The organism is Paenibacillus dendritiformis (assembly GCF_021654795.1).
Lineage (GTDB): Bacteria > Bacillota > Bacilli > Paenibacillales > Paenibacillaceae > Paenibacillus_B.
The window spans coordinates 3,148,138-3,171,124 of sequence record NZ_AP025344.1 but is presented as its reverse complement, the minus strand read 5'-3'; the positions used below and the strand labels follow the sequence as shown (position 1 = coordinate 3,171,124).

Below are 22,987 nucleotides of genomic sequence, written 5' to 3'. Positions count from 1 at the left end.
ATGGTACGCCCGCAAGTCTGGCCCCATTGTGACGACGATATCAAGACATTCGTCCTAACGCTAATGGAGCGGCTGCAAGGGGAGCTCGGAGCTAGGCTCATGGGGATCTATTTGCACGGGTCGCTGGCGATGGGCAGTTATTACCGCCCCAAGAGCGATATCGATCTCATTGCCGTCGTAGAGGATCGATTGGAAGCCGCCAAGGCGCAGGCGGTCGGTCTCGCCATCGCCGAAGAGGGAGCCAAGAGCCCGCTCATCGGCAAGCCGGAGCTTAGCGTCATTACGGCGCGGACGGCCCGGGAGATTCCGGTGCCCGTTCCCTATGAAGTGCATTACAGCGCGCAGTGGCATGACAAGATTGTGAATCGAGAAGTGAACTATGATGAAGAACGGACCGACAGCGACCTGCTGTCGCATCTCACCTATGTCACGCAGCGCGGCATTTGTCTATATGGCCTGCCGATATCCGGCGTGTTCGGCAACGTAGCGTGGGCGAATTTTATGGAAGCGGTCCGGGATGACCTCCACTGGATACTTGAGGCGGAGCACATCGCAGAGACGCCGTATTATGGGGTCTTGAATGTCTGCCGCGTCTTCCAGCTGTACGCGGAAGACAGCCGAACCGTGCACAGCAAGGATGAAGGCGGGGAATGGGGGCTGAAGCATTTGCCGCCGGACTATCACTCATTGATTCAACAAGCGCTTGACGTCTATCGTTCGGCAGAGCCGGTGACCGAAGAGCGGCGAAGAACGGGCGGAAAGATGCGGGATCGCGCCAAGCTGCTGGCATTCCGGGATTATGCCCGCGCCGCGCTCCAGGATGGGTAAATGCGCGGCGTGACAAAACACGGCCCCATCAGAGATAATGTTCGCACGAACGGCCGACCGCTCCCTGGAAGTTATCAGGGAGCGGTTGCTATGTCCGGGCTGGCGGAAGGGGAGCGGAGCCGCTACAGCGGGAGGGTGAAATAGATTCCCAGCCCTCCCAGCGGATTGCGGTACGCATGAATTCGGCCGCCGTGCGCTTCGATCATGCTCTTGCATGTGGCCAGACCCAGTCCGCTGCCGCCGCCGGCGCGGGAGCGGGATGGATCGACCCGGTACAGCTTGTCGAAGATCCGTTCCAGCTCCTCGTCCGGCACGCCTTCGCCATTGTCCTCGAACGCGATGCGCAGGCTGCCGTCCTCAATCTCGCAGCACAGCCGGAGATAGACCGGGGGACTGACGTAAATCAGTGCGTTATGCACGATGTTCGCGAACACCCGTCTTATTTTTTTCATATCCAATTCCACATGGACATCCTCAGGCACTTGACAGGTCCACTCCAGCCGCGCTTGATGCGCTTGCAGCTCTTCCTCGTACTCCGTGCAGATGCTCTGGATGAAGCTTCGCACATGGACCCGCTCTGTCGCGATTTTGAGCGTGTCATGCTCCATGTCGCTGAAGGCGGAGAAATCCTCGACCAGCTTCTCGATATCTTTCGCTTTCCGGTGAATAATCCGGTAATAGTCCTGTTTTTTGGCCTCGGTCAGCGTCTTGCTTCCGGACAGCCGTTCCACATAGCCGATAATGGAGGTGAGCGGCGTCTTGATGTCATGCGAGACGGCCGCGATCATATCGACCTGCTCGTTGTGGGACGTTTCCAATCGTTGTCCCATTTCCGCGAAATCCTTCATCAGCTCGCCGATCTCGTCCTGCCGCCGTTCCAGCTTGGGCAGCTTCATATTTTTGAAATGGAATGTCTTCATATAAGTATGAAGCATGGTCAACGGCTTGACGATGTGACTCTGCAAATAAAAAATGAGCCCGATTACCGAGATGACAAGGACGGCGATGACCAGCAGGAGCAGGCTCTTCATCGGCTTCACCTGCTCGTACCAATCCGGGTACTGGAAGTCGATCAGATAGACGGCTTCCCCTTGAATTCGTACGATTTCCTTGGTTTGGAAGAGGGCGCTGCCTTCCCGGTGTTCCTCCGCAGCCGCGATGTCGCGGCCATCGAGATCGGTCATCGTCATCTGGATGCCTTGCTTCTCGGCTTCCGTCCGGATCAAGGCGGCGATGGCTCTCTCGTCGGGGTACAGCGCCACAACTTTCTCGATCAGCTGCTGCCGGTAGTGCGCATTCTCCTTGCCGATGATCTGCGTGCTCTCCATAAATTTGTCGGCCAAGTAGAATTGATAATAGCCAAAGGCGAAAGCGCCATTAAGCAGGGCGACGATGAAAAAGGCGAGGACGATTTTGGTTTTGATGCTGAATGTCAAGGAGCCAATCCTCCCGTAAATTTATAGCCTACACCCCAGACCGTAACAATGAGCCGGTTCTCCGGGTCGATTTTGTTGCGGATATTTTTGATGTGGACGGTGACGGTATTCATATCGCCCAATTCGCTCTGCCCCCATACGGCGTCATAGATTTGCTCCCGGGACAGCACTTTATTGTGATGATCCGCAAGATAAGACAGGATTTGGAATTCTTTGGTCGACAGATCGATCTTGACCCCGTCCTTAATCACCTCATAGGTGTCTTTGTCGATGAGAAGATTTCCATAAATCCGCTCCTGCCGCCGCGCCTGGCTGCGGCAATCTCTTCGGATATGGGCCTTCACCCGGGCGACCAGTTCATCTATGCTGAACGGCTTCGTAATATAGTCGTCCGCGCCGATCTCGAAGCCGACGACCTTATCCAGATCGCGGCTCTTGGCCGTGATGAATACGATCGGAGCCGTTACGCGGTCCCGAATGGTGCGGCATATCTCGATCCCGCTCCCGTTCGGCATCATGATGTCGAGCAGCAGCAGCGCATAGGAGCGGTCCTTCGTCAGCTCCAATACATCCTGTCCGGAATAGGCCTTGACGGTTGCAAAGCCTTCGTCCTCCAGACTGTCCGCAATCAAATCTACGATTTCCTTATCATCATCGGCAATTAATACGCATGGCTTGGTCATTTGTTCTTCCTCACTTTGCAGCTATCCTTTCCAATACTACTGTAAGCGAAAAAACTATAAAAAGAATAAAGCGATAATGAAGAATTGTGAAGCGGGCGGGCCTTCATAATTTTTCACATTTCTTTTATTCGGGCTTCAGAAAAAGTTGCTATTGTAGGTATTGTACCTTAACGGACAGGAGATAGCGACTGCCCTGCGGCGCGTGACCATTTCTGATAAAAACGGTTCTCTTCTGTTTGAGATAATGTTATTTTAAATAGAGCCGGCATGCCGGCCAGGTGACGATGGGATCTGCGGCAAAAGTCATAGTCATGATGAAGGGTGAAGGGGAGCCGTTTTCCTGATTCGTCTATTCATTCGATCGCCCCGGATTCGCGTCAGGTTACATTTGTTCCCTTTTCCATCCAAATAGATCCAATAGAGAGGAAGGAAAGGGCGGGGAAGAAGCAAGCATAAATAAGTGGATTTCCGGATAGGAGCAAAGTATGTTTCAGCAAATCATGGATTTCTTTATGAATTATGGAGCCTGGGGATTGTTCATCCACGCGTTCGCCGATGCGGTTATTTTTCCGATACCCGCTTTTTTCCTGCAGGTGTCGCTCAGCTTGCTCGATCCGTCCAATGCGCTGTGGCTGGCGACGATCGGCTATATCGCCTGCCTGCTCGGGACGCCGTTCGGCTATCTGATCGGCAAGGGGCTCGGCCATTCCATTATGTACAAATTTCTCAAGAAGGAATGGGTCGATTCCGCCAACGCGATGTTCAAGAAGAGGGGAGAAGCGGCCATTCTTATCGGTTCGTTCACGCCGATTCCGTTTAAAGTGTTCACGATATTGTCCGGCTGCCTTAACTTCCCGTTATGGCGCCTTATCGCGTATGCTGCCCTGGGAAGAGCGGTCAAGTTCTATGCTATCGGCATCTTGTTCTATCTCTATGGCCGTTCGGCGGAAGGGATGGTTCACAAGGTCTCCCTTTACATTTTCTTTATCGCGGTCCCGATTATTGTCGTATTCCTGCTGCTTCGCAAGAGGCATCTCAAAAGAAAGGAAGCGGCCGCTGCGAAAAATATCGAGCAGTCCAGCAATCATATCGGATGAAACATAGCCGGCACCGAAAGTCTATCGGAAGCCGGCTTGTTTGTTTTATGTACGGGGAAGGCTTTGAGCCGCACGGAATCGCCGGCGCGCGATCAGAACGGCTGCCATGCTCAAGGCCGCATAGATGAGCAGCAAAGCGGGCAGAGACAGCAGATCCAAGGTCATCCCCGTGAAGATGAGCGAGACTTGAATGGTCGTCGTTTCGATCATCCGCTTGAAGGAAAAGAATCGGCCTAATGCATCTTTTGAAATCAGGACCTGGGCTTCCATGTTGGACAGCGGGATGAATAACCCGGAGGCCAGCCCAAACAGCGAAAATGCGGCCAGTTGGAGCGGCATATTCGCAGGAATCAAGGCAAGCATACTGACAATGACCGCGAATGCGCCGGCAAATAAAATAGTGCTTTTTCCCCATCTTGCGGCAAGCCTCTTCATGAATACCCCCGCCACGAGAATGGAGGTACCTTCCACCGCATAGATAATGCCTTTTAAGCTGTCCATCCGATGCTGCTCGCTGATCTCTATCGTAAATAAGTTCAGGCCGCCAATGAACAAAAAGGGAATGCATGTAAGGATTAATAAGTTCGGTACGGCAGGCTCTGCCCGCATAAGCTGAAACAGCTCGGAGAAGGCCGGCTTTTGGCGGTTCTTATTCGTATGCGGATGGGGAGCATGCTCCATGCGCAGCATCAAAGTTAATGCAATTAATAGGAGATAGATAAGGCCGGACAAAATAAAGATAAGCTCCAGCGAGATGAACGTAATTAAAATTCCGCCCAGAGCGGTTCCGAGTATTCTGGCCACGGTAGCCAAGTTGAAATTGAGCATGTTGGCTCGCATGAGCTGCCGTTCCGGCACGAGAGCGGGAATGACGGCATTGATCGTTGGAAAATAAAACGTTGACGCGATGACGATGATCATTTGAAAGGCAACCATAAACCAGACGTTAGAGCTCCAAATGGCCCACATCATTAACGCGATGGCCAGTATTCGGATGATCCCGCTGAACAGCAAGATTCGCTTGGGATGAAAGCTGTCAATGATTCTGCCCGCATAGGGGGACAGGAAGATTCCGAATAGGGCTCCCGACACCAAGATCGAGGATTGGTAAAAGCGCGAATCCAACGTTTCGCTTAAAAACTGCAGGCTGCCGATGGTGCCAATCCAAGCGGCTGATTCCGATACGAACACGCCGCTGAGAAGGAGCCACATATTTTTGCTGGATGTCATGAACCTTCCTCTTCCTTTCCGAACACAGATGGACTGCTGTCTTGCCGTTGAAACGCGATGAGCGTCATCATGTACGGTTTTGCATCGGGCCCTGGCGTCTGTTCACTTCCCTTGAAATGCTTTTTATATAATTCTTTAAACTCCATGAGAAAGCTGGTGAATTCCGCCTCCGTCGCATGGAAATGATAGGTGGATGCAATATTTTTTCGGATCTCTTGATTGTCTGCGCTCAATTGAAATGTCTCGGGCGGCGCTTGCTCAATCTCATTGCGGGTCGTTAGCACTGTCTCTAAAAATACTTGTCGTGACGTCTCAATCAGCTCGTGGCTCGGAAGCAGGTCGTCGCTTGGAATAAATCTTCGGGCGATCGAACGATAAAATTTCTGCATAATCCCGTTTTTCTCTTCCTCTTTCACGATTTCGATAATCCCATGCTTCTCCAATTCTTTGAGATGAAAATAAATTTTCGTTTTTGGGATTTGCAGCAGCTCCGCCAGCTGCTGCCCGGTGTATTCTTTTTTGATCAGATTCATTAATATCTTGGTGCGCAGCGGATCGCTAATGATCTTCAGCTTATCCAGCGAATCAATGATAAACAGGTCCTGTTGGGTCATCATATTCACTCCCTATTGAACGTTCAAATTTATTTGACCATTCAAAAATAACATACAACCATGTTGGGATCAAGCTTCTTGGGTTCATAAAAATACCCGTGAAGAAGCTCACTTTGGTCAATCAAAGTGTTCCTTCACGGGTCTCGATCGGTTTAGGCTGGATGAGCGCGAAACGCGTATGGTATGATGGGCTTATCTTTGACAGGAATATATACGCTTTAATTTATGCGCCGAAAAGTGGGTCTGAGGCGGATGGGCCGCCTGGCACGGATAATCGTGACCGGATTATGCCGATGGCGCGGCGTTATGAGGCGATTGGCTGCGAGCCGGCTTCAGCTTGCTGAGCAAGTAGCGATCAAGACCGAAGCGGCCGGCGTTCGTGTAAGCCACCAGAATGAACATCGTTAGGAGCATCATCACCGGGTTGATGCTAATAGAGCCGCTTAGCAGAAATGACGTATTCATCACGATGCCGAAAAAAGCGGAGGTGCGGGTCAGTACGCCCAGGATGAGGCCGATGCCTACGAGAAGCTCGCCCCACTGCACCATAAGGCTGAACAGATTGGCATGGGGGAGCGCAACATGCTCCAGGAACGACGCCCACCAGCCCTGAACGACGGGACTTTCTCCGCCGGCTTTCGCCACGGCGCTCTTCAAAAATCCGCTCGCGTCAAAGCTTCCGGCAAATAGCTTGTGAATGCTGGCCGATATCCAGGTGTAGCCCACATATATGCGGATTGCCAAAAGCAGCACGGATGCCCACACGTTCCTCCTTAAAAATTCGATCATCAACAATTCCTCCTTCAATTTTTGGGAATATGCCATAAATAGGCTACATAAACACTTTAAAGCGCAAGTGTCAAAATATCAAGATTCAAGAAGGAGATTTTGCAAAAAAATACGCCCAAATGTATTACATATTCATCGTGTTGGTATAAGAAACAAAGAAGTTGACTATCATTTAAGTTGTAACTATAATAGTTACATCAGGCCGTGAATGGCGGCTATTTTTTGAATTGGTTGTAACTATTAATGTTACACCATGGAATGTTCAGAAGGTGAGGGAACGATAATGACGGTAAAAATCAAAGCCTATTCCGATTTCATATGTCCATTTTGCTATCTGGGAAAAGGTCCGTTGGACGAGATTGTGAACGAGAAGGATGTCGAGGTAGAGTGGATGCCATTTGAGCTGCGCCCAGCGCCTTATCTGAAGATTGATCCTTGGAACGAGCCGGAGAAGCTGCGCTCATGGGAGGCCTTTATTTTGCCGACAGCGGAGAAGCTTGGGCTCGATATGCGCCTGCCTCGGGTGTCCCCGCATCCGTACACATATTTGGCATTTGAAGGATATCAATTTGCGAAAGAGCAGGGGAAAGGCAACGCCTATATGAATCGCGTGTTCGCCGCTTTTTTCCGGGAGGAGCAGAACATTGAAGAGATCGATGTGCTGACGAAGCTGGCAGGGGAAGCAGGGTTGGACACCGCTGCCTTTCGCGAGGCTCTCGTCTCCCGCAAATACCGGGATGCTCACCAAGAGGCCCTCAAGCATGCGTATGAGGACCGCATTACGGCCGTGCCGACCTTCATTATCGGCGACCAGATCATTCAGGGACTTGCCAGCAAAGAGCGGTTGGCCCAGGCCATTGAACGGGAAGCATCCAAGCAGCCGGCGCAATCTGTCGAGGGATTGCAATGCCGTATTGACGGGCGTTGTTAATCCCGTATCGTCAAGGAGACGCTTCGTTCCCGGGTACCGGCCGAGAATTTTGAAGCGGCCAAACCGGTGGAAGAGGGATGAAGCAGTGAAATGCTGCGTGGATGCATCAATTTCTGCTTTTTAAGCCGCTATTTGGTGAAATTCCTGCAAAAGTACATTATTTTCATCGATTTTTGTTTTTTATCGATTGGGTTGTCAGAAATTGATGCTGTTATGCAGGATTCCCTGTAACGGAGTACACATCATAAAGGAAAGGTGCATTTTTGGAGTTTTCGGCGAGTCGAGCTGAGAATCAGGGGGGCGGTTTGCGATTGCTCTTGTAGATGATCCCATCCAAACTCTTGATATGTCATCTTATTTTCAACATGTAATCTATTTACTCGCGGCCCAAGCTGCCTGGCTAAGAACGGCTTTTAAGCTCCTGTTTCCCTTCATGGTTCGGGAGCTTTTTTCTTCCCCGCACTTTCGTCGTTCCCCGGACTTAGCACCTCAGCGTTCACAATCGATTCGAGTAAGGCTCTTCCGGATAAGCCAAGCTGCATCATTTGGGACCGCCCCATGTTGTATACAATATTTTAAAACATATTCGGCTATTGATTGTAATCGGTAGAAATGGTAAATTAAATCTAGTAATAGAATATTTTGCTAGATTAGCGGGGTGATGATGAGTCTTTGCGTAAAAAAATCATGGTTCCCATCATTCTTTTCATCGCAGCGGTTAGCACCACGGTATACCTGCAAGAGAGCAGCCCCCTGTTTTCCCGATCCGAAGAGGTAACATTGCAAGAAGCCCTTGCGCTCGGCATGGAGAAAGCCTTGGAATGGGATGGGTCGGCCGTGCCTTTTTATTTAACCAGCGTGGACGATGAATTCGGAACCCTAAGCGGGGAACAAGGCAGAAGAGAACGTTGGAATTTGCAAGTAGGAACGCCGGATAACAAACGAGCGGTGATCGCGATTCGCAAGGGCGTTGTCGAAGGAATTTATCCCGGTGTCGGTCCGTTTGTAGACACTCATGTAATCAAGAGAGAAGAGGTGGTGTTCGATAGCCCGGAGTTATTGACCAGGAGCAGGGCAGAGCATGATTTGCTGCCGGGCAAGGACTGGGCGAACGGCTATCACTTTGTGCTCCAAGTGTTGGATGGCAAAGCAACGATTACGGTCATTGGCTTGGATAAGGCATCCCATCAGCAGAAAATCGTATTTGAATCCTCATCAAGTTTGACGATGAATTAAGCGAATGTAATCGGGAGGGAATCGAATGAAAAAAAGTGTACTGGCCATTCTTCTCGCCGCTATTGCAACTCTATCGCCCACCGCTCCAGTCTCTGCTGCCACGACTTACACGAATCAAGATTTCACGGCTTATCTTGGCCCGGCCGGCGTGAGCAAGCCCGTATTTGCCAGCGGCGCTTCCGCATATATCGGAGGAGTTGCGGTCCATCCGTCCTCCTGGGGGAGCAGCAATTGGAACAAGCCCATCTATCCCTTCGGCACCATGTTGGTGTTAACGGGGAATAACCGGATTGTGACTCCGGATGGTTCTTCCTTGAACACATTTATCGTGGAAGACACCGGTGACCTGAACAATACGAAGGGTCTCTCCTATCGATGGGTGGATGTGTATTTTGGAAAATATTCTACCGCGAACTATAGTGCCGCCATTCAATTCGGCAAGAAGAAATTCAGCTATACCGTAATTGATTAGAGCGCTTTAGAGCGCTTTGGATGCCTAGAGAACGCCGCTGACTTCCAAGTGGGAGCAGAGCGGCGTTTTTACGTTAAAAGATACTATAGTCGATCTCGTCGCCGGTTGAAGTCGATAGCTGAAAATATATCGATCTGCCGGGGGCCGGATTATCGATCGTAACGATTTTCAGGCCGGAATGCACGGGTGTTCCTTCAATGACGACCTGCCGGTTATCATAAATTATCTTTTTGACGTCGGTATTCATCACCACGACCAGGATTTTGTCCAGCGGCAGCGAAGTTAATTGGTTATAAGCATTCTCCATCTCTTTCACGATGCCCACGTTATGAATAAAGTCATACAGCGCGGAAGCATTCGTTGGGGACGTGAACAACCGATGCTTGGCGAAGTGGATTCGATTGGGCACATATGACCAGCGCTCGTAGGTGCTGTGCCAATAAGGCAAATAAGAAGGCCGATCCCATTGGGGAAGATCGGCAATCACCTTATAGGCGATCGTTTTTCCTTTCTTCCGTACATCAGAAATTGCCCTTAAATTTTCGGGCGGCTTTGACTGCTGAAAGGGCGGATTAGGCAACGTAACGGGAGATGGCGGTTCAAGGTTCCCTAATTGTTGCTTGTTAGGCGGAGACAGCGCATAGGACAGCGAATGAGGCGCGACCGCGCCGAACGTAATTATCGTGATGAACAGCAACGATTTGAGGCTCGTATTCATGGACGGCTCCTTATTGAAATTTGTTTTTAGTTTGTTTCTTTCAGGAAGAGTTATTCCGGGCATCATGCTGGCGCAATAGCGAGAGGGGGGATGGCTGCAGGCCGGACAGGACAGAATTAGGGCTGGATGGGTTCGTATTTGCAAGTAGAAGGGAGCAAAAAGTTGATGATTCATAAAGTCGGTCAGATTATGCTGTATGTAAATAACCAGGATGAGGCCGTGAAGTTTTGGACCGAAAAGTTGGGCTTTCAAGTTATTTCTGAAGAAAATAACGGTCAAGGCATGAGATGGATTGAAATTGCCCCGACCGAGGGCGCCGAGACAAGCGTCATTCTTCATAATAAGGAGTTCGTTGCTACCATGTCGCCCGAACTCAATCTGGGAACCCCTTCTTTACTATTTTTTACGGAAAATCTCGATGAACTGCATCAGGATCTAGCCAATAAAAATGTCAAGGTCGGAGACATTGTAACCATGCCGTCCGGCAGAGTGTTTAACTTTGCGGATCAGGAAGACAATTACTTTGCCGTGATGGAAAAGAAGTAAGTAAATTCTTCCATGAACAATTCGGAGATGAAGCTGCCGGCATGATCGGCAGCTTCGCTTGCGTTTACGGGTTGGCTTGGGATAAAGCGCTGCGGAATATACTTCGACGCAGGATGCGCTATAATGGATACAGTGATGGAAGAAAGGGACGTGTTCATGAAGAAAGTCATTGTAATCGGAGCAGGGATTCTAGGGGCATCGACAGCCTATCAGTTAGCAAAGCTGGGTGCGGATGTCCTGATCGTCGACCGCAATGATAAAGGGCAGGCTACGGATGCCGCGGCCGGCATTATCTGCCCCTGGCTGTCGCAGCGGCGCAATCAGGCCTGGTACCGGCTAGCCAGAGCCGGCGCGCGTTTTTACCCCGGGTTGATCAAGGAACTCATGAGCGAAGGGGAGACGGACACCGGCTATGCCCAGGTTGGCGCTCTGAGTATCCATGATGATAGGGAGAAAATCAGAAAGATGGAGGAGCGGGCGCAGTTGCGAAAAGCGGATGCGCCGGAAATCGGTGACATTACCCGGCTGAATGAGCAAGCAACCCATGAGCTGTTTCCTCTGTTGGCGGAAGGGTATCATTCGGTTCATATTAGCGGGGCCGCCCGTGTCGACGGCCGCGCGCTGCGCGATGCGCTCGTCCGATCGGCTCGAAGAAACGGGGCTGTCCTGATCAACGGGGATGCTGCGCTCCAATATCAGTCGAACCGCGTAACCGGAATCGCGGTCGGTTCCCGAAGCTTCTCGTCTGACGAAGTCATCGTGTGTGCAGGGGCGTGGGCCAATCAACTGCTGCAGCCCTTAGGCATTCACTTTCAGGTAAGTTATCAAAAAGCGCAAATCCTGCATTTACAGGTTCCGGATAGGCAAAACACGGGCGTCTGGCCGGTCGTGATGCCGCCTTCCGATCAATATCTGTTGGCTTTTGACCAACAAAAGATCGTGATGGGAGCGACTCACGAAGATGATATCGAAGGCTATGATACAAGGGTAACCGCAGGGGGAATCCAGGAGATTTTGAATAAAGGCTTGGGCTTGGCGCCGGGCTTGGCGAACAGCACGGTTCAAGAGGCGAGAGTCGGTTTTCGTCCTTTTACGCCCGGCTTTCTTCCGGTGATAGGCGCTGTGCCTGGCTGGGATGGCTTGATCGCGGCCAACGGACTTGGAGCGTCCGGCTTGACGATGGGCCCATTTATTGGGTTCCAGCTCGCAAAGCTGGCCTTAGGAATGGATCCGGATATCGCTATCCATGATTATGATATTCGCAAAGCAATGGCGTGAGCATCAACAAAAACAGACCAAAACTGTAACCGTACAGTCTTGGTCTGTTTTTTCTGTTCATTCGCTATCGTTGGCTATATTTTTTAGGCATAGTTTCTATGCACAATATATATTTCTCGCTGGAAATGACGGTATGTAAAATAAAGGGAACCGCAGTATGCAGCGGCACAATTGTCGGAGGGATACGATATGAATAAAACCGGACATGGTCAAGCCGAGAACCGGCACCAGGCGCTAGGATTATCGGATCAGCAAGTCCTTGAAATGTATCGGAATATGGTGTTGGCCCGAAAAGTAGATGAACGGATGTGGATTCTGAATCGTGCGGGAAAGATCCCTTTTCTCGTGTCTTGCCAAGGTCATGAAGCAGCGCAGATTGGAGCGGCTTATGCGTTGGATCCAACGACAGATTTTCTGTGTCCCTATTATCGGGACATGGGGATGGCCATTGTTTTCGGGATGACGGCCAATGAATTGATGCTTTCCGCATTTGCCAAGGCGGGAGATCCCAACAGCGGAGGACGTCAAATGCCGGGGCATTACGGGAGTAAAAGACGGAATATTCTTTCGGGGTCGAGTGTCGTATCGAGTCAAGTGCCGCACGCTGTTGGAATCGCTTTCTCTGGAAGAATGCAGGGAGAAAAGCTTGTCGCGTTAACGGCCTTTGGCGACGGGGGCAGCAATCAAGGAGAGTTTCACGAAGCGGCGAACTTCGCGGGGGTGCACAAGCTTCCTGTCATTTTCTTCTGCGAGAATAACAAGTATGCCATCTCTGTTCCCTTTTCCAAGCAGGCGGCTTGTGAAAGTATCGCGGATCGGGCAAAAGGTTACGGGTTTCCCGGCATCAGTGTCGATGGCAATGATCCCTTGGAAGTATATAGGGTCACGAAAGAGGCGGCCGATCGGGCAAGAAGAGGAGAAGGGCCAACGCTTATCGAGGCGGTCGTCTATCGTTTGGTTCCTCATTCCAGCGACGACGATGATCGAACCTACCGTTCCCGTGCAGAAGTGGAAGAAGCCAAGAGGAAGGATCCGCTCATAACCTTCAGCAATTATCTTAAAGATTTGGGGCTATTAGATGAACCTGCAGAGAAGGAAATCCATGACCGGCTGCTCATGGAAGTCGATGCGGCCACGGAATATGCGGAAAATGCTCCGGATTCGGCTCCGGAAGATGCCCTGAAGCACGTTTATGCAGAATAGGGGGAGTGAGAAATGGCCGTAATTTCTTATCTTGATGCCGTGACCCAAGCTCTTCGGGAGGAAATGCAGCGAGATAAAAGGGTGTTTGTGCTAGGAGAAGACGTCGGCGTACGCGGAGGAGTGTTTCGGGTTACACAGGGGTTCATTGAGGAATTTGGAGAACAAAGGGTTCTCGATGCGCCGCTGTCGGAAGCGGCCATTGCCGGTGTGTCGGTCGGGGCAGCCGCTTATGGATTGCGGCCTGTGGCGGAGATTCAGTTTGCCGAGTATATCATGCCTGCCGTCAACCAAATCGTGAATGAAGCAGCCAAGATGAGATACCGCTCGAACGGAGACTGGAACTGTCCTGTGGTCTTTCGCGCTCCTTATGGAGGCGGAGTTCGCGGCGCCCTCTATCATTCCCAATGCGTCGAAGCCATGTTCTGCAATATTCCCGGCCTAAAAGTGGTCACGCCTTCCACTCCATATGATGCCAAAGGACTGTTAAAAGCGGCCATTCGCGATGAAGATCCGGTCCTTTTCTTCGAACATAAGCGATGCTACCGATTGATCAAAGGCGAAGTGCCGTCCTCGGACTACATTGTTCCCATCGGGAAGGCGGATATTAAGCGGCAAGGAGAAGACATCACGGTTATTTCTTACGGACTTGCCTTGCATTTCGCGTTGGAAGCCGCAGAGAAACTTTCCCAAGAAGGGTACAGCGCTCACATTCTGGACCTGCGCACCCTCTATCCTCTGGATAAGGAATCGATTGTGGAGGCTGCCCGCAAAACCGGCAAAGTGCTCATTGTTCATGAAGACAATAAAGAGGGAGGCGTTGGGGCTGAAGTAGCGGCTGTGCTGGCGGAGGAATGCCTTTTTGAATTGGATGCTCCGATCAGGCGCCTGTGCAGCCCGGACGTCCCCGCCATGCCGTATAGTTCGCCGATGGAGAAATTCTTCATGCTCAATCCGGATAAAGTATATCAGGCCATGAAAGAATTGGTCCAATTATGATCGGAACGGGAGGAGAATATGGCTGAGAAGATCGTTATGCCTCAGTTAGGGGAAAGTGTGACGGAAGGAACCATCTCCAAGTGGCTCGTAAACATCGGAGACAAAGTCCAAAAATACGATCCCGTATGCGAAGTGATTACCGATAAAGTTACCGCAGAGGTTCCTTCTACCGTGAGCGGCACGATATCCGACATTGTCGTCGAAGAAGGCGAGACGGTGGCGGTAGGAACTCTCATTTGCTATATTGCGGCTGAAGAGGAAGCGAGCACGCCGGTTGAAGCGAAGCCTGCCGCTCAAGCTCAGGGAGCCGATAACGCGGCGGCACAAGCAGCCGTGGACCAACGGTATTCGCCGGCCGTGCTTAAGCTGGCGCAAGAAAACAACCTTGATCTTTCCCGTATCGAAGGATCAGGCGCTGGCGGACGCATTACCAGAAAAGACATCTTGGAGATTGTGCAAGGAAAGAGGCCGGTTGATGACCCGTCTGCCGCCCATTCTCCGCTGCATCCAGACGACGAGACGGTCCCGGTTACCGCCATCCGCAAAACGATTGCCAAACGAATGGCGGAAAGCAAGCGGGAGATCCCACACGCCTGGCTTATGATGGAATGCAATGTCACCAATCTGGCGCGTTACCGCGACCGGATCAAAGAGGAATTTCAGCAAAAAGAAGGCATCCCTTTAACTTATTTGCCGTTCTTTATCAAGTCGGTTGCCGAAGCCTTGAAGGAATTCCCGATCTTAAATTCGCAGTGGGCAGATGATCGCATTATCGTCAAAAAAGCGGTTCATATCTCGATTGCCGTTGCAACCGATCAAGAGTTATTCGTTCCCGTCATTAAGGACGCCGACCAAAAGAGCATTTCCGCTCTTGCCAAAGCAGTGAATGAATTGGCCAAAAAGACGAGAGAGGGCAGGTTAACGGCCGAGGATACGACCGGCGGAACGTTTACCGTCAATAACACAGGCTCTTTCGGCTCCGTTCTGTCAGCCCCGATCATCAATCCTCCGCAAGTGGCCATTTTGACTGTCGAAGCCATCGTAAAACGCCCGATCGTATTGGATAACCAGATTATGGTCCGCGATATGATGAACATCTGTCTTTCTCTCGATCACCGGGTGTTGGACGGTCTGGTGTGCGGCCGCTTCCTGCAGAGAGTCAAAGAAAAGTTGGAAGGTTATGGCGCGGATACCGGCACCGGACTCGAGTAAAGGAAAGGGGCGATGAAATCGTGCATTTTGATTTAACCGAGGAGCAAGCGCTCATAAAGAAGACGATGCGTGATTTTGCGGAAGGCGAGGTGGCCCCGGGTGCAGATGAACGGGATCGCACGAAACAATTTCCGGAGGAGGTCTTCGATAAATTAACGAAGCTGGGAGTCATGGGGCTGCCTTTTCCCGAACAATACGGCGGCGGGGGAGCAGATACGATAAGCTTTGCTATTGCTGTCGAAGAATTAAGCCGGGTGTGCGCCTCCACGGGCATCACCTATTCGGCCCATATTTCGTTAGGCGGGGCGCCTATCCATTTATTCGGAACGCACGAGCAAAAGGAGAAATACTTAACCCCCCTGTGTACCGGAGAATACCTGGGGGCGTTCGGGCTGACGGAACCGAATGCCGGATCCGATGCAGGCGGAACCCGAACGACAGCGAAGCTGGATGGGGATCAGTGGATCATTTCCGGTTCCAAATGTTTTATTACCAATGCAAGCTACGCCAAAAGCCTGGCGCTCACGGCCGTAACGGATCGCTCCAAAGGGACGGATGGAATCAGCGCGTTTATCGTGCCTACCGATGCGACAGGATTTACGGTCCTTAGCAATTATGAAAAGATGGGCCTTCACGCGTCGAATACGACGGAGTTGATTCTGGAAAATGTAAACGTTCCCAAGGAAAATCTGCTGGGGAAAGAAGGACATGGATATAAGCAGTTTTTAGCTACGCTTGACGGAGGGAGAATCGGGATCGGGGCCATGGCGGTCGGGATCGCGCAAGGGGCTTATGAAAAATCACTCCAATATGCCAAAGTAAGAAAACAATTTGGCCACAGCTTATCATCCTTTCAAGCTATCCAGTTCAAACTGGCCGATATGGCCATGAATATTGAACTTGCCCGCAACATGGTGTATAAAGCGGCATGGCTTAAGGATCAAGGAAGAAAATTCAAGAAGGAAGCGGCGATGGCCAAATTATTTGCTTCGGAAATCTGTATGAAGGCATGCGATCAGGCCGTTCAGATCCATGGCGGTTATGGTTATATGAAGGACTACCAGGTGGAGCGGTTTTTCCGGGACGCCAAGCTGTTGGAGATCGGGGAAGGAACTTCGGAAGTGCAACGAATGGTGATTGCACGCCAGATCGGCTGTTAAAGGGGGTTGGTGCTATGTTCAAGAAGATTCTAATCGCGAACCGGGGGGAGATTGCGGCTCGAGTGATCCGTACTTGCCAATCGCTGGGCATTGCCACCGTCAGCATATATTCGAAAGTGGATAAGGAAGCACCTCATGTCAAAATGGCGGATGAGGCCTACGAGGTCGGAAATCCCAGAGTAACAGACAGCTACTTGAAAATCGATAAAATTTTAGAAATCGCCCGTCTTTCAAAAGCGGATGCGATTCACCCCGGCTACGGGCTTCTCTCGGAAAATGCCGAATTTGCCCGCCGCTGTGAGGAGGCGGGAATCGTATTCATCGGTCCATCCGCGGATGTCATCTCCCGCATGGGCAGTAAAATTGAATCCCGGAATATCATGGAAAAAGCGGGTGTGCCTGTCGTCCCCGGCATGTCCTATCCATTAGCGGATGCGGAAGATGCAGCACGGGCAGCCCATCGTATCGGCTATCCGGTCATGCTCAAGGCTTCGGCCGGCGGCGGCGGGATCGGCATGCAGATCGTGGCTAACGAATCGGAAATGAAGCAAGCATTTGAAGGGAACCAGAAACGAGCCTCTGATTTCTTCGGAGACGGGGCCATGTATATCGAGAAGGTCGTGGAAAATCCCCGGCACATCGAAATTCAGATTTTGGCCGATTCCTATGGGAATACCGTCCACTTAGGGGAACGGGAATGTTCCATTCAACGCCGTCATCAAAAAGTAGTGGAGGAAGCCCCTTCCGCCTACTTGGATGAACTCACGAGAAGCAAAATGGGAGAAGCGGCGGTAAGGGCGGCTCAATCCATCGGATACCGGAATGCAGGAACGATCGAGTTTTTAGTCGACGGGAATAAAAACTTCTATTTCCTTGAAATGAATACTCGTCTGCAGGTGGAGCATACGATTACAGAAGAGATTACCGGCTTGGACTTGGTTGCGGAGCAATTGCGGATTGCGGCCGGACATTCCTTGAATTTTGGTCAATCCGATGTGACACGCGACGGTCATGCGATTGAAGTGCGGATTTATGCGGAGGATCCGAAGACGTTCTTCCCATCTCCGGGAGTGATTACGAAGTTGGCTGTACCTGAAGGAGACGGAATCCGCCATGAGTTGGCTGTACATGACGGTTCCATGGTCACTCCTTTCTATGATCCGATGATTGCGAAACTCATCGTCAAAGGGAAGGATCGCGACGAAGCGATTGACCGGCTTCAACAGGCGCTGGCCGCTTATCAGGTTGAGGGCATCAAAACAAACATCCCGATGCTGCAAGAAGTCATCGCGCATCCCGCATTCCGTTCAGGCGATACGACAACGGGGTTCGTTGCGAACTATTTAATGGAGAAGACATGACTTGATCGGATAGGGCCTGGCGAGTTACCGAAAGGCTATTCGTAGAACAGGAGGTTATATGAGATGAGCAAAATAGCGGCGGTTATGGCGGGGAATGTGTATCAACTCCTTGTCAAGCCTGGGGATCAAGTCGAAGCGGGACAAAACGTGGCCGTGTTGGAATCGATGAAAATGGAGATCACGATTACCGCCGGTTCCGGCGGGACGGTAAAAGAAGTACTCGTGAGCGAAGGCGACTTTGTAAATGAAGGAGATCTATTGATCGAGCTGGATTAAACGTATGCTGGGGGTTGGGGAGATGAACTGGCCGGCGAGTGTGACGATCAAAGAGGTTGGTCCAAGGGATGGATTACAGAATGAGAAGGTCTTTGTGTCGACAGAGGATAAAATCGCTTGGATCAACCAATTGTCCGGCACCGGTATCCCATCGGTTGAAATCACTTCGTTTGTAAATCCCAAGTGGATTCCGGCGCTGGCCGATGCCGCTGAAGTGGCGAGAGGAATTGAACGAATGCCCGGCATCCTTTATTCGGCTCTCGTTCCGAACCGTCAAGGTCTGGAGCGAGCGCTGGAAGCCGATGTGGATGAAGCGGCCGTCTTTATGTCTGCGAGCGAAACTCATAATCAAAGGAACATCAACAAGCCGATTCGCGCTACCTTTCCCATTCTAAGTGAAGTGGCGCAAGAAGCCCTTGCAGCCGGAAAGTCAGTCCGCGGTTATGTGTCCACCGTCTTCGGTTGTCCCTATGAGGGGCCCGTGTCCGTCGATGACGTGATCCGGGTAGCGGAAACGTTGTTCGAAATGGGGATTGGCGAGTTGTCTCTCGGGGATACGATCGGAATTGCCAATCCGAAGCAGGTGCAAGAGGTATTGAATAGTCTATTAAAGCGTTTTGATGCCAAAAAACTGGCTCTGCACTTTCACGATACGCGCGGGACGGCGCTGGCGAATATTTTGGTGTCCATGGACATGGGGATCACGACGTTCGACTCGTCCGTCGGCGGGTTGGGCGGATGCCCGTATGCGCCCGGGGCCTCGGGCAATGTGGCTACGGAGGATTTGCTTTACATGTTGGATGCGATGGGGATTCACACGGGGGTAAATCGGGAGAAGCTGCTCTCCGCGGCCCGTTTTATTCAGGAAAAGATAGGAAGGGAGTTGCCAAGCCGCAATCTTCAGGCCGGCAGCATTTTGTAGAAAAGGAGGAGTAGGGGATGTCCATTGATATAAAGCCGGAGGAGCTGCAGGAACGCCGTTCACGGATCCTCAAAGGGGGGGCGCAGGCCTATCATCAAAAGAATGCGGAGCGGGGAAAACGATTTGTTCGCGACCGTTTAAAGCTATTGTTTGATCCGGGTTACGAGCTGGAGGATGCATTATTTGCCAACTGCGCGGCAGAAGAACTTCCGGCCGATGGCGTGGTTACGGCGATTGGCAAGATTAACGGGAGAATCGTGTGCGTGATGGCCAATGATTCCACCGTAAAAGCCGGTTCTTGGGGAGCGCGTACGGTAGAGAAGATCATTCGAATACAAGAGACGGCCGACAAAATGAGGGTGCCGTTGATTTACCTTGTGGATTCGGCAGGCGCTCGCATTACGGACCAGGTCGAGATGTTCCCCGGCAGGCGCGGGGCAGGCCGCATTTTTTACAACCAGGTCAAATTGTCGGGTAAAATCCCTCAAATCTGTCTGCTCTTCGGTCCTTCGGCTGCAGGCGGGGCATACATTCCGGCATTTTGCGATATCGTGATTATGGTGGATGGAAATGCATCCATGTATCTCGGTTCCCCGCGGATGGCGGAGATGGTTATCGGGGAGAAGGTTACGTTAGAAGAGATGGGTGGCGCGCGCATGCATTGCTCGGTATCCGGATGCGGCGATGTGCTGGCCCAGAACGAAGAAGAAGCCATTTCGATGGCACGGCGATATCTCTCCTATTTTCCCGCCAATTTTTCCGGGAAGCCGCCGGTCATGGAAGCAGCGGCGCCACAGTCCTTCGAGAAATCATTAGAAGAGATCATCCCCTCCAACCAGAATGCTCCGTTCAATATGTATGACCTGATTGACCGGATTATTGACGAGGGGTCATTCTTTGAGATGAAGAAGCTGTTTGCCGGGGAGCTCATTACGGGATTGGCCCGAATGAACGGAAAACCGGTTGGGATCATCGCCAATCAGCCGCGGGTGAAAGGAGGCGTGCTGTTTCACGATTCGGCGGATAAGGCAGCCCGATTTATTACCCTTTGCGATGCGTTTCATATTCCGCTTCTGTTTCTCGCCGACGTTCCCGGCTTTATGATCGGAACCAAGGTGGAGCGGGCAGGAATTATCCGCCATGGCGCGAAAATGATCTCGGCCATGTCCGAAGCGAGCGTGCCCAAAATCTCGGTGATCGTCCGTAAAGCATACGGAGCAGGCCTCTATGCGATGGCTGGTCCCGCGTTCGAACCGGATTGCTGTCTCGCCTTGCCTACGGCTCAAATCGCGGTGATGGGGCCGGAAGCTGCGGTCAACGCCGTCTATGCCAATAAAATTGCGCAGCTGCCTGAACACGAGCGGGCGGCTTTTATTGAACAACAACGGGAGGAATATAAGCGGGATATTGATATTTACCGGCTCGCCTCCGAGATGATTGTTGACGGAATTATTCCGGCCAATTCGCTGCGCGACGAGTTAGTGAGCCGATTTGAGGCTTATTCATCAAAGGTCGTCGTCTTCTCTGAGCGGAAGCACCCGGTCTATCCGGTTTAATTCATGGCCTTTCTGAACGAACAGCACCAAGCGCGCAGCGGCGCGCCGGTGCTGTTTTTTGCTTGGACGGCATATCATGATCTTGAGCCGGAGGATGAATGGTTTGGATACCGCTTTGCCTATAGGGGAAGGAGGCAGATCCGGATCAGATGGATATTCGACAGCTTCATTATTTTACAGAAGTGGCCAAACATAAAAATTTTACAAAAGCTTCGCAGGTCCTGTTTGTATCTCAGCCATCCATCAGCAAGATGATCAAAAGCCTGGAAGACGAATTGGGAGTTACTTTGCTTGACCGTTCCGAGAGGGAGGTTGTGCTCACGGATACTGGAAAGCTGGTTCACGACAAGGCTATTAAAATTTTGCAGCTGCTAGAGGAATTATCTTCTTCGGTTAATGAGCTGGTTCAAGTGCAAAGAGGAAAGGTGAAGATGGGAATCATGCCTACAATCGGGGCATTGCTATTCCCCAAAATCATTGCCGGCTTCAAGAAGAGATATCCCAGGATTGAGATTCAAATGGCAGAATACAGCGCGAAACAGGTAGAGACGCAGATGGAGCAAGGGAATATCGATTTTGGGGTCACGGTGCTGCCGGTGAACACCCGGTTGTATGGAACGGTTTCCTTGTTATCCGAGGAGCTGGTTATCATTGCCAGCAGTCACCACTGGCTTGCCGGAAGAAAATCCGTCAGTCTGGTTGAATTAAAAAATGAGCCGTTTATTCTGTTCACCAAGGAATTCGCCCTTCATGACGTAGTGTGGCAAGCATGCTTGCAGGCCGGGTTCGAGCCCGAGGTAGCTCATATGACCTCCCTGTGGGATTTCTGCTGCGAGATGGTGGCGTCTCAGTTAGGAATTTCATTGATCCCCCGATCGATGGCGAACCGTTTGCATCATCTTGCCGTTCATGCCGTTTCGATCTCCCATCCGGAGATTGCTTGGGAGCTGGCGCTTATTTATCCACGGGATAGATACCTTTCTTATGCATCCCGGGAGTTTATTGCCTATATCCAGGCCAATCCGCCGAATCAGCCGGGATTATGAACGGCGCCGGGTCCCATCATCAATGAGAGTTGACGTAGAATTGGCAGGTTGCTACAGTTAATCAATAGCCGTCTCATGAAGGAATGAACCGGGAGTGATCTGGAAAAGCTGAAGCGATAAACGCAACCGCGGGTGCTCGGCGCGGCGTACTTCGTGATGAAAGGTGATGTTATGGCACGCGTATTGGTAATCAATGGAGGTTCCGAAGGACATATCAATCCAACCCTTGGCGTGGTGCAAGAACTTATCCGTCGTGGCGAAGAGGCGGTTTACTTTATCGCGGACCAATATCGTGAGCGCGTCGAGCCGACGGGCGCAGAGGTGATCACATTCGATAGCGGCAAATTTGTGGAGGCGTTCCTTGCCGGAGGAAGAAATCCTTGGGCGCGAGTGGGTGGACTGCTGCGCACCGCCGACATTATCATTCCCCGTCTCCTGGAGCAAATCAAAGGAAAACGCTTTGACTACATCATTCATGATTCGATGTTCGGCTGCGGGCGTCTGGTGGCACAAATACTCGACCTGCCAGCAATCAACTCGTGCACGAGTTTTGCAATTCAACAAAATAGCTTTGAACATCTGCAAGATCACCTTTCGCGCCCTTTTCCGGCAGACGTGAATGAACGTGCGCAGCAAGAGTTTCAGCAGCTGGCCAGCAACGTAGAATCGAGATACAATGTGCAGATTACCTCCGGCTACGAAGTTTTCTGCAATCCCGCGCCATTAACGATTGTCTACACGTCGAAGCGCTTCCAACCCGACGGAGACAGCTTTGACGAGACGTATAAGTTTGTTGGACCGTCAATCGTGCCGCGCTCACACCGTCATTTTGATTTCTCTTCTATGGACACGGATCATCTGATATACATATCACTCGGTACGGTTTTCAATCAAGCGGTGGAGTTTTACAAGCTCTGTTTTTCGGCTTTCGCCGGCACGAAGTACACCGTGATTCTATCCGTCGGCAGACAAACCCGAATTGCGGACTTGGGAGATATTCCTGCGAATTTTATCGTTCGAGACTACGTCCCGCAACTCGACGTACTGCAGCGCGCCAAATTGTTTATCACACACGGCGGGATGAACAGCACCAGTGAGGGGCTATATTATGGAGTGCCGCTGATTGTGCTTCCCCAAAGCGCCGACCAACCGATGGTGGCGCGGCGTGTGGCTGAAGTCAATGCAGGCATTTACCTGAATCAGGAAGGCTTACTCGCGGGCGATCTTAGAGAGGCGGCAGAGCGCGTGCTCACTGAGGCGTCAATTCGAAAGGCATGCGTCGAGATTGGCGATTCGTTCCGATCTGCGGGCGGGTATCATCGGGCCGTCGAGGAGATCTTCGCGCATACACGAAGTCTAGGCTTGACCCATTAAAATAAATGAAGTAACGATATCGA

23 protein-coding genes are annotated in these 22,987 nt (G+C 51.4%); 17 read left to right on the top strand and 6 right to left on the bottom strand.

What is annotated here, in order from left to right; all coding sequences use genetic code 11:
- Positions 1 to 828 (top strand): aminoglycoside adenylyltransferase domain-containing protein, encoded by an 828-nt coding sequence (locus L6439_RS13875; RefSeq protein WP_213469341.1) that lies wholly within the window; start codon positions 1 to 3, stop codon positions 826 to 828.
- Between the two features lie 122 nt (positions 829 to 950).
- Here the strand turns inward: L6439_RS13875 and L6439_RS13870 are convergent, their stop codons facing one another.
- Positions 951 to 2,264, bottom strand: coding sequence for a sensor histidine kinase (locus L6439_RS13870; protein ID WP_168182212.1), 1,314 nt, complete (start codon positions 2,262 to 2,264; stop codon positions 951 to 953).
- On the bottom strand, positions 2,261 to 2,947 hold the full coding sequence (locus L6439_RS13865; protein ID WP_168182211.1) for a response regulator transcription factor: 687 nt from the start codon (positions 2,945 to 2,947) through the stop codon (positions 2,261 to 2,263). Before L6439_RS13865 ends, L6439_RS13870 begins: the two co-directional genes overlap by 4 nt.
- 485 nt (positions 2,948 to 3,432) lie before the next feature.
- Here L6439_RS13865 and L6439_RS13860 point away from each other — a divergent pair, with 485 nt between their 5' ends.
- Positions 3,433 to 4,044 carry a YqaA family protein gene (locus tag L6439_RS13860; protein ID WP_168182210.1) on the top strand — a complete coding sequence of 204 codons (612 nt, stop codon included), beginning with the start codon at positions 3,433 to 3,435 and terminating at the stop codon, positions 4,042 to 4,044.
- 45 nt (positions 4,045 to 4,089) lie between these two features.
- On the opposite strand, the gene L6439_RS13855 is transcribed toward L6439_RS13860, so the two are convergent.
- The 3 genes from L6439_RS13855 to L6439_RS13845 form a co-directional block, all read right to left on the bottom strand.
- Positions 4,090 to 5,274 carry an MFS transporter gene (locus L6439_RS13855; protein ID WP_213469342.1) on the bottom strand — a complete coding sequence of 395 codons (1,185 nt, stop codon included), beginning with the start codon at positions 5,272 to 5,274 and terminating at the stop codon, positions 4,090 to 4,092.
- Positions 5,271 to 5,891, bottom strand: a complete 621-nt coding sequence (locus L6439_RS13850; RefSeq protein WP_331253386.1) for a winged helix-turn-helix domain-containing protein — start codon at positions 5,889 to 5,891, stop codon at positions 5,271 to 5,273. The genes L6439_RS13855 and L6439_RS13850 overlap by 4 nt, the downstream gene beginning before the upstream one ends.
- Positions 5,892 to 6,173: 282 nt before the next feature.
- Positions 6,174 to 6,680, bottom strand: coding sequence for a DoxX family membrane protein (locus L6439_RS13845; RefSeq protein ID WP_168182207.1), 507 nt, complete (start codon positions 6,678 to 6,680; stop codon positions 6,174 to 6,176).
- A gap of 280 nt (positions 6,681 to 6,960) precedes the next feature.
- Here L6439_RS13845 and L6439_RS13840 point away from each other — a divergent pair, with 280 nt between their 5' ends.
- The 3 genes from L6439_RS13840 to L6439_RS13830 all read left to right on the top strand — a co-directional run bounded on the left by L6439_RS13840 (position 6,961) and on the right by L6439_RS13830 (position 9,316).
- Entirely contained in the window at positions 6,961 to 7,608 is a 648-nt protein-coding gene (locus tag L6439_RS13840; RefSeq protein WP_213469343.1) for a DsbA family oxidoreductase, read from the top strand.
- 672 nt (positions 7,609 to 8,280) lie between these two features.
- On the top strand, positions 8,281 to 8,844 hold the full coding sequence (locus L6439_RS13835) for a hypothetical protein (RefSeq protein ID WP_237096867.1): 564 nt from the start codon (positions 8,281 to 8,283) through the stop codon (positions 8,842 to 8,844).
- A gap of 25 nt (positions 8,845 to 8,869) precedes the next feature.
- A complete protein-coding gene (locus L6439_RS13830; protein WP_213469344.1) occupies positions 8,870 to 9,316 on the top strand; it encodes a hypothetical protein in 447 nt (148 codons plus the stop codon).
- Between the two features lie 73 nt (positions 9,317 to 9,389).
- On the opposite strand, the gene L6439_RS13825 is transcribed toward L6439_RS13830, so the two are convergent.
- Positions 9,390 to 10,034 carry a hypothetical protein gene (locus L6439_RS13825; RefSeq protein WP_213469345.1) on the bottom strand — a complete coding sequence of 215 codons (645 nt, stop codon included), beginning with the start codon at positions 10,032 to 10,034 and terminating at the stop codon, positions 9,390 to 9,392.
- Positions 10,035 to 10,199: 165 nt separating this feature from the next.
- Here L6439_RS13825 and L6439_RS13820 point away from each other — a divergent pair, with 165 nt between their 5' ends.
- From L6439_RS13820 to L6439_RS13765, 12 genes are all read left to right on the top strand, one after another.
- Positions 10,200 to 10,580: a VOC family protein gene (locus L6439_RS13820; protein ID WP_168182203.1), complete on the top strand. Its 381-nt coding sequence runs from the start codon at positions 10,200 to 10,202 to the stop codon at positions 10,578 to 10,580.
- A 156-nt stretch (positions 10,581 to 10,736) separates the two neighbouring features.
- The gene (locus tag L6439_RS13815) at positions 10,737 to 11,858 is read left to right on the top strand and encodes an NAD(P)/FAD-dependent oxidoreductase (protein WP_213469444.1); all 1,122 of its coding nucleotides are present in this window, start codon (positions 10,737 to 10,739) and stop codon (positions 11,856 to 11,858) included.
- A gap of 189 nt (positions 11,859 to 12,047) precedes the next feature.
- The gene (locus L6439_RS13810; RefSeq protein ID WP_168182202.1) at positions 12,048 to 13,061 is read left to right on the top strand and encodes a thiamine pyrophosphate-dependent dehydrogenase E1 component subunit alpha; all 1,014 of its coding nucleotides are present in this window, start codon (positions 12,048 to 12,050) and stop codon (positions 13,059 to 13,061) included.
- 12 nt (positions 13,062 to 13,073) lie between these two features.
- On the top strand, positions 13,074 to 14,057 hold the full coding sequence (locus L6439_RS13805; protein ID WP_213469346.1) for an alpha-ketoacid dehydrogenase subunit beta: 984 nt from the start codon (positions 13,074 to 13,076) through the stop codon (positions 14,055 to 14,057).
- A gap of 18 nt (positions 14,058 to 14,075) precedes the next feature.
- The gene (locus tag L6439_RS13800; protein ID WP_213469347.1) at positions 14,076 to 15,269 is read left to right on the top strand and encodes a dihydrolipoamide acetyltransferase family protein; all 1,194 of its coding nucleotides are present in this window, start codon (positions 14,076 to 14,078) and stop codon (positions 15,267 to 15,269) included.
- 20 nt (positions 15,270 to 15,289) lie between these two features.
- Positions 15,290 to 16,429, top strand: coding sequence for an acyl-CoA dehydrogenase (locus L6439_RS13795; RefSeq protein ID WP_213469348.1), 1,140 nt, complete (start codon positions 15,290 to 15,292; stop codon positions 16,427 to 16,429).
- Between the two features lie 14 nt (positions 16,430 to 16,443).
- Entirely contained in the window at positions 16,444 to 17,790 is a 1,347-nt protein-coding gene (locus tag L6439_RS13790) for an acetyl-CoA carboxylase biotin carboxylase subunit (protein WP_213469349.1), read from the top strand.
- A 63-nt stretch (positions 17,791 to 17,853) separates the two neighbouring features.
- The gene (locus L6439_RS13785; protein ID WP_168182197.1) at positions 17,854 to 18,066 is read left to right on the top strand and encodes an acetyl-CoA carboxylase biotin carboxyl carrier protein subunit; all 213 of its coding nucleotides are present in this window, start codon (positions 17,854 to 17,856) and stop codon (positions 18,064 to 18,066) included.
- A gap of 22 nt (positions 18,067 to 18,088) precedes the next feature.
- On the top strand, positions 18,089 to 18,988 hold the full coding sequence (locus L6439_RS13780) for a hydroxymethylglutaryl-CoA lyase (protein WP_168182196.1): 900 nt from the start codon (positions 18,089 to 18,091) through the stop codon (positions 18,986 to 18,988).
- Positions 18,989 to 19,005: 17 nt separating this feature from the next.
- Complete coding sequence (locus L6439_RS13775; RefSeq protein WP_168182195.1) at positions 19,006 to 20,544, top strand: acyl-CoA carboxylase subunit beta; 1,539 nt, start codon at positions 19,006 to 19,008, stop codon at positions 20,542 to 20,544.
- Between the two features lie 149 nt (positions 20,545 to 20,693).
- A complete protein-coding gene (locus L6439_RS13770) occupies positions 20,694 to 21,590 on the top strand; it encodes a LysR family transcriptional regulator (protein ID WP_168182194.1) in 897 nt (298 codons plus the stop codon).
- A 171-nt stretch (positions 21,591 to 21,761) separates the two neighbouring features.
- The gene (locus tag L6439_RS13765) at positions 21,762 to 22,964 is read left to right on the top strand and encodes a macrolide family glycosyltransferase (protein ID WP_213469350.1); all 1,203 of its coding nucleotides are present in this window, start codon (positions 21,762 to 21,764) and stop codon (positions 22,962 to 22,964) included.
- Positions 22,965 to 22,987 lie beyond the last annotated feature (23 nt).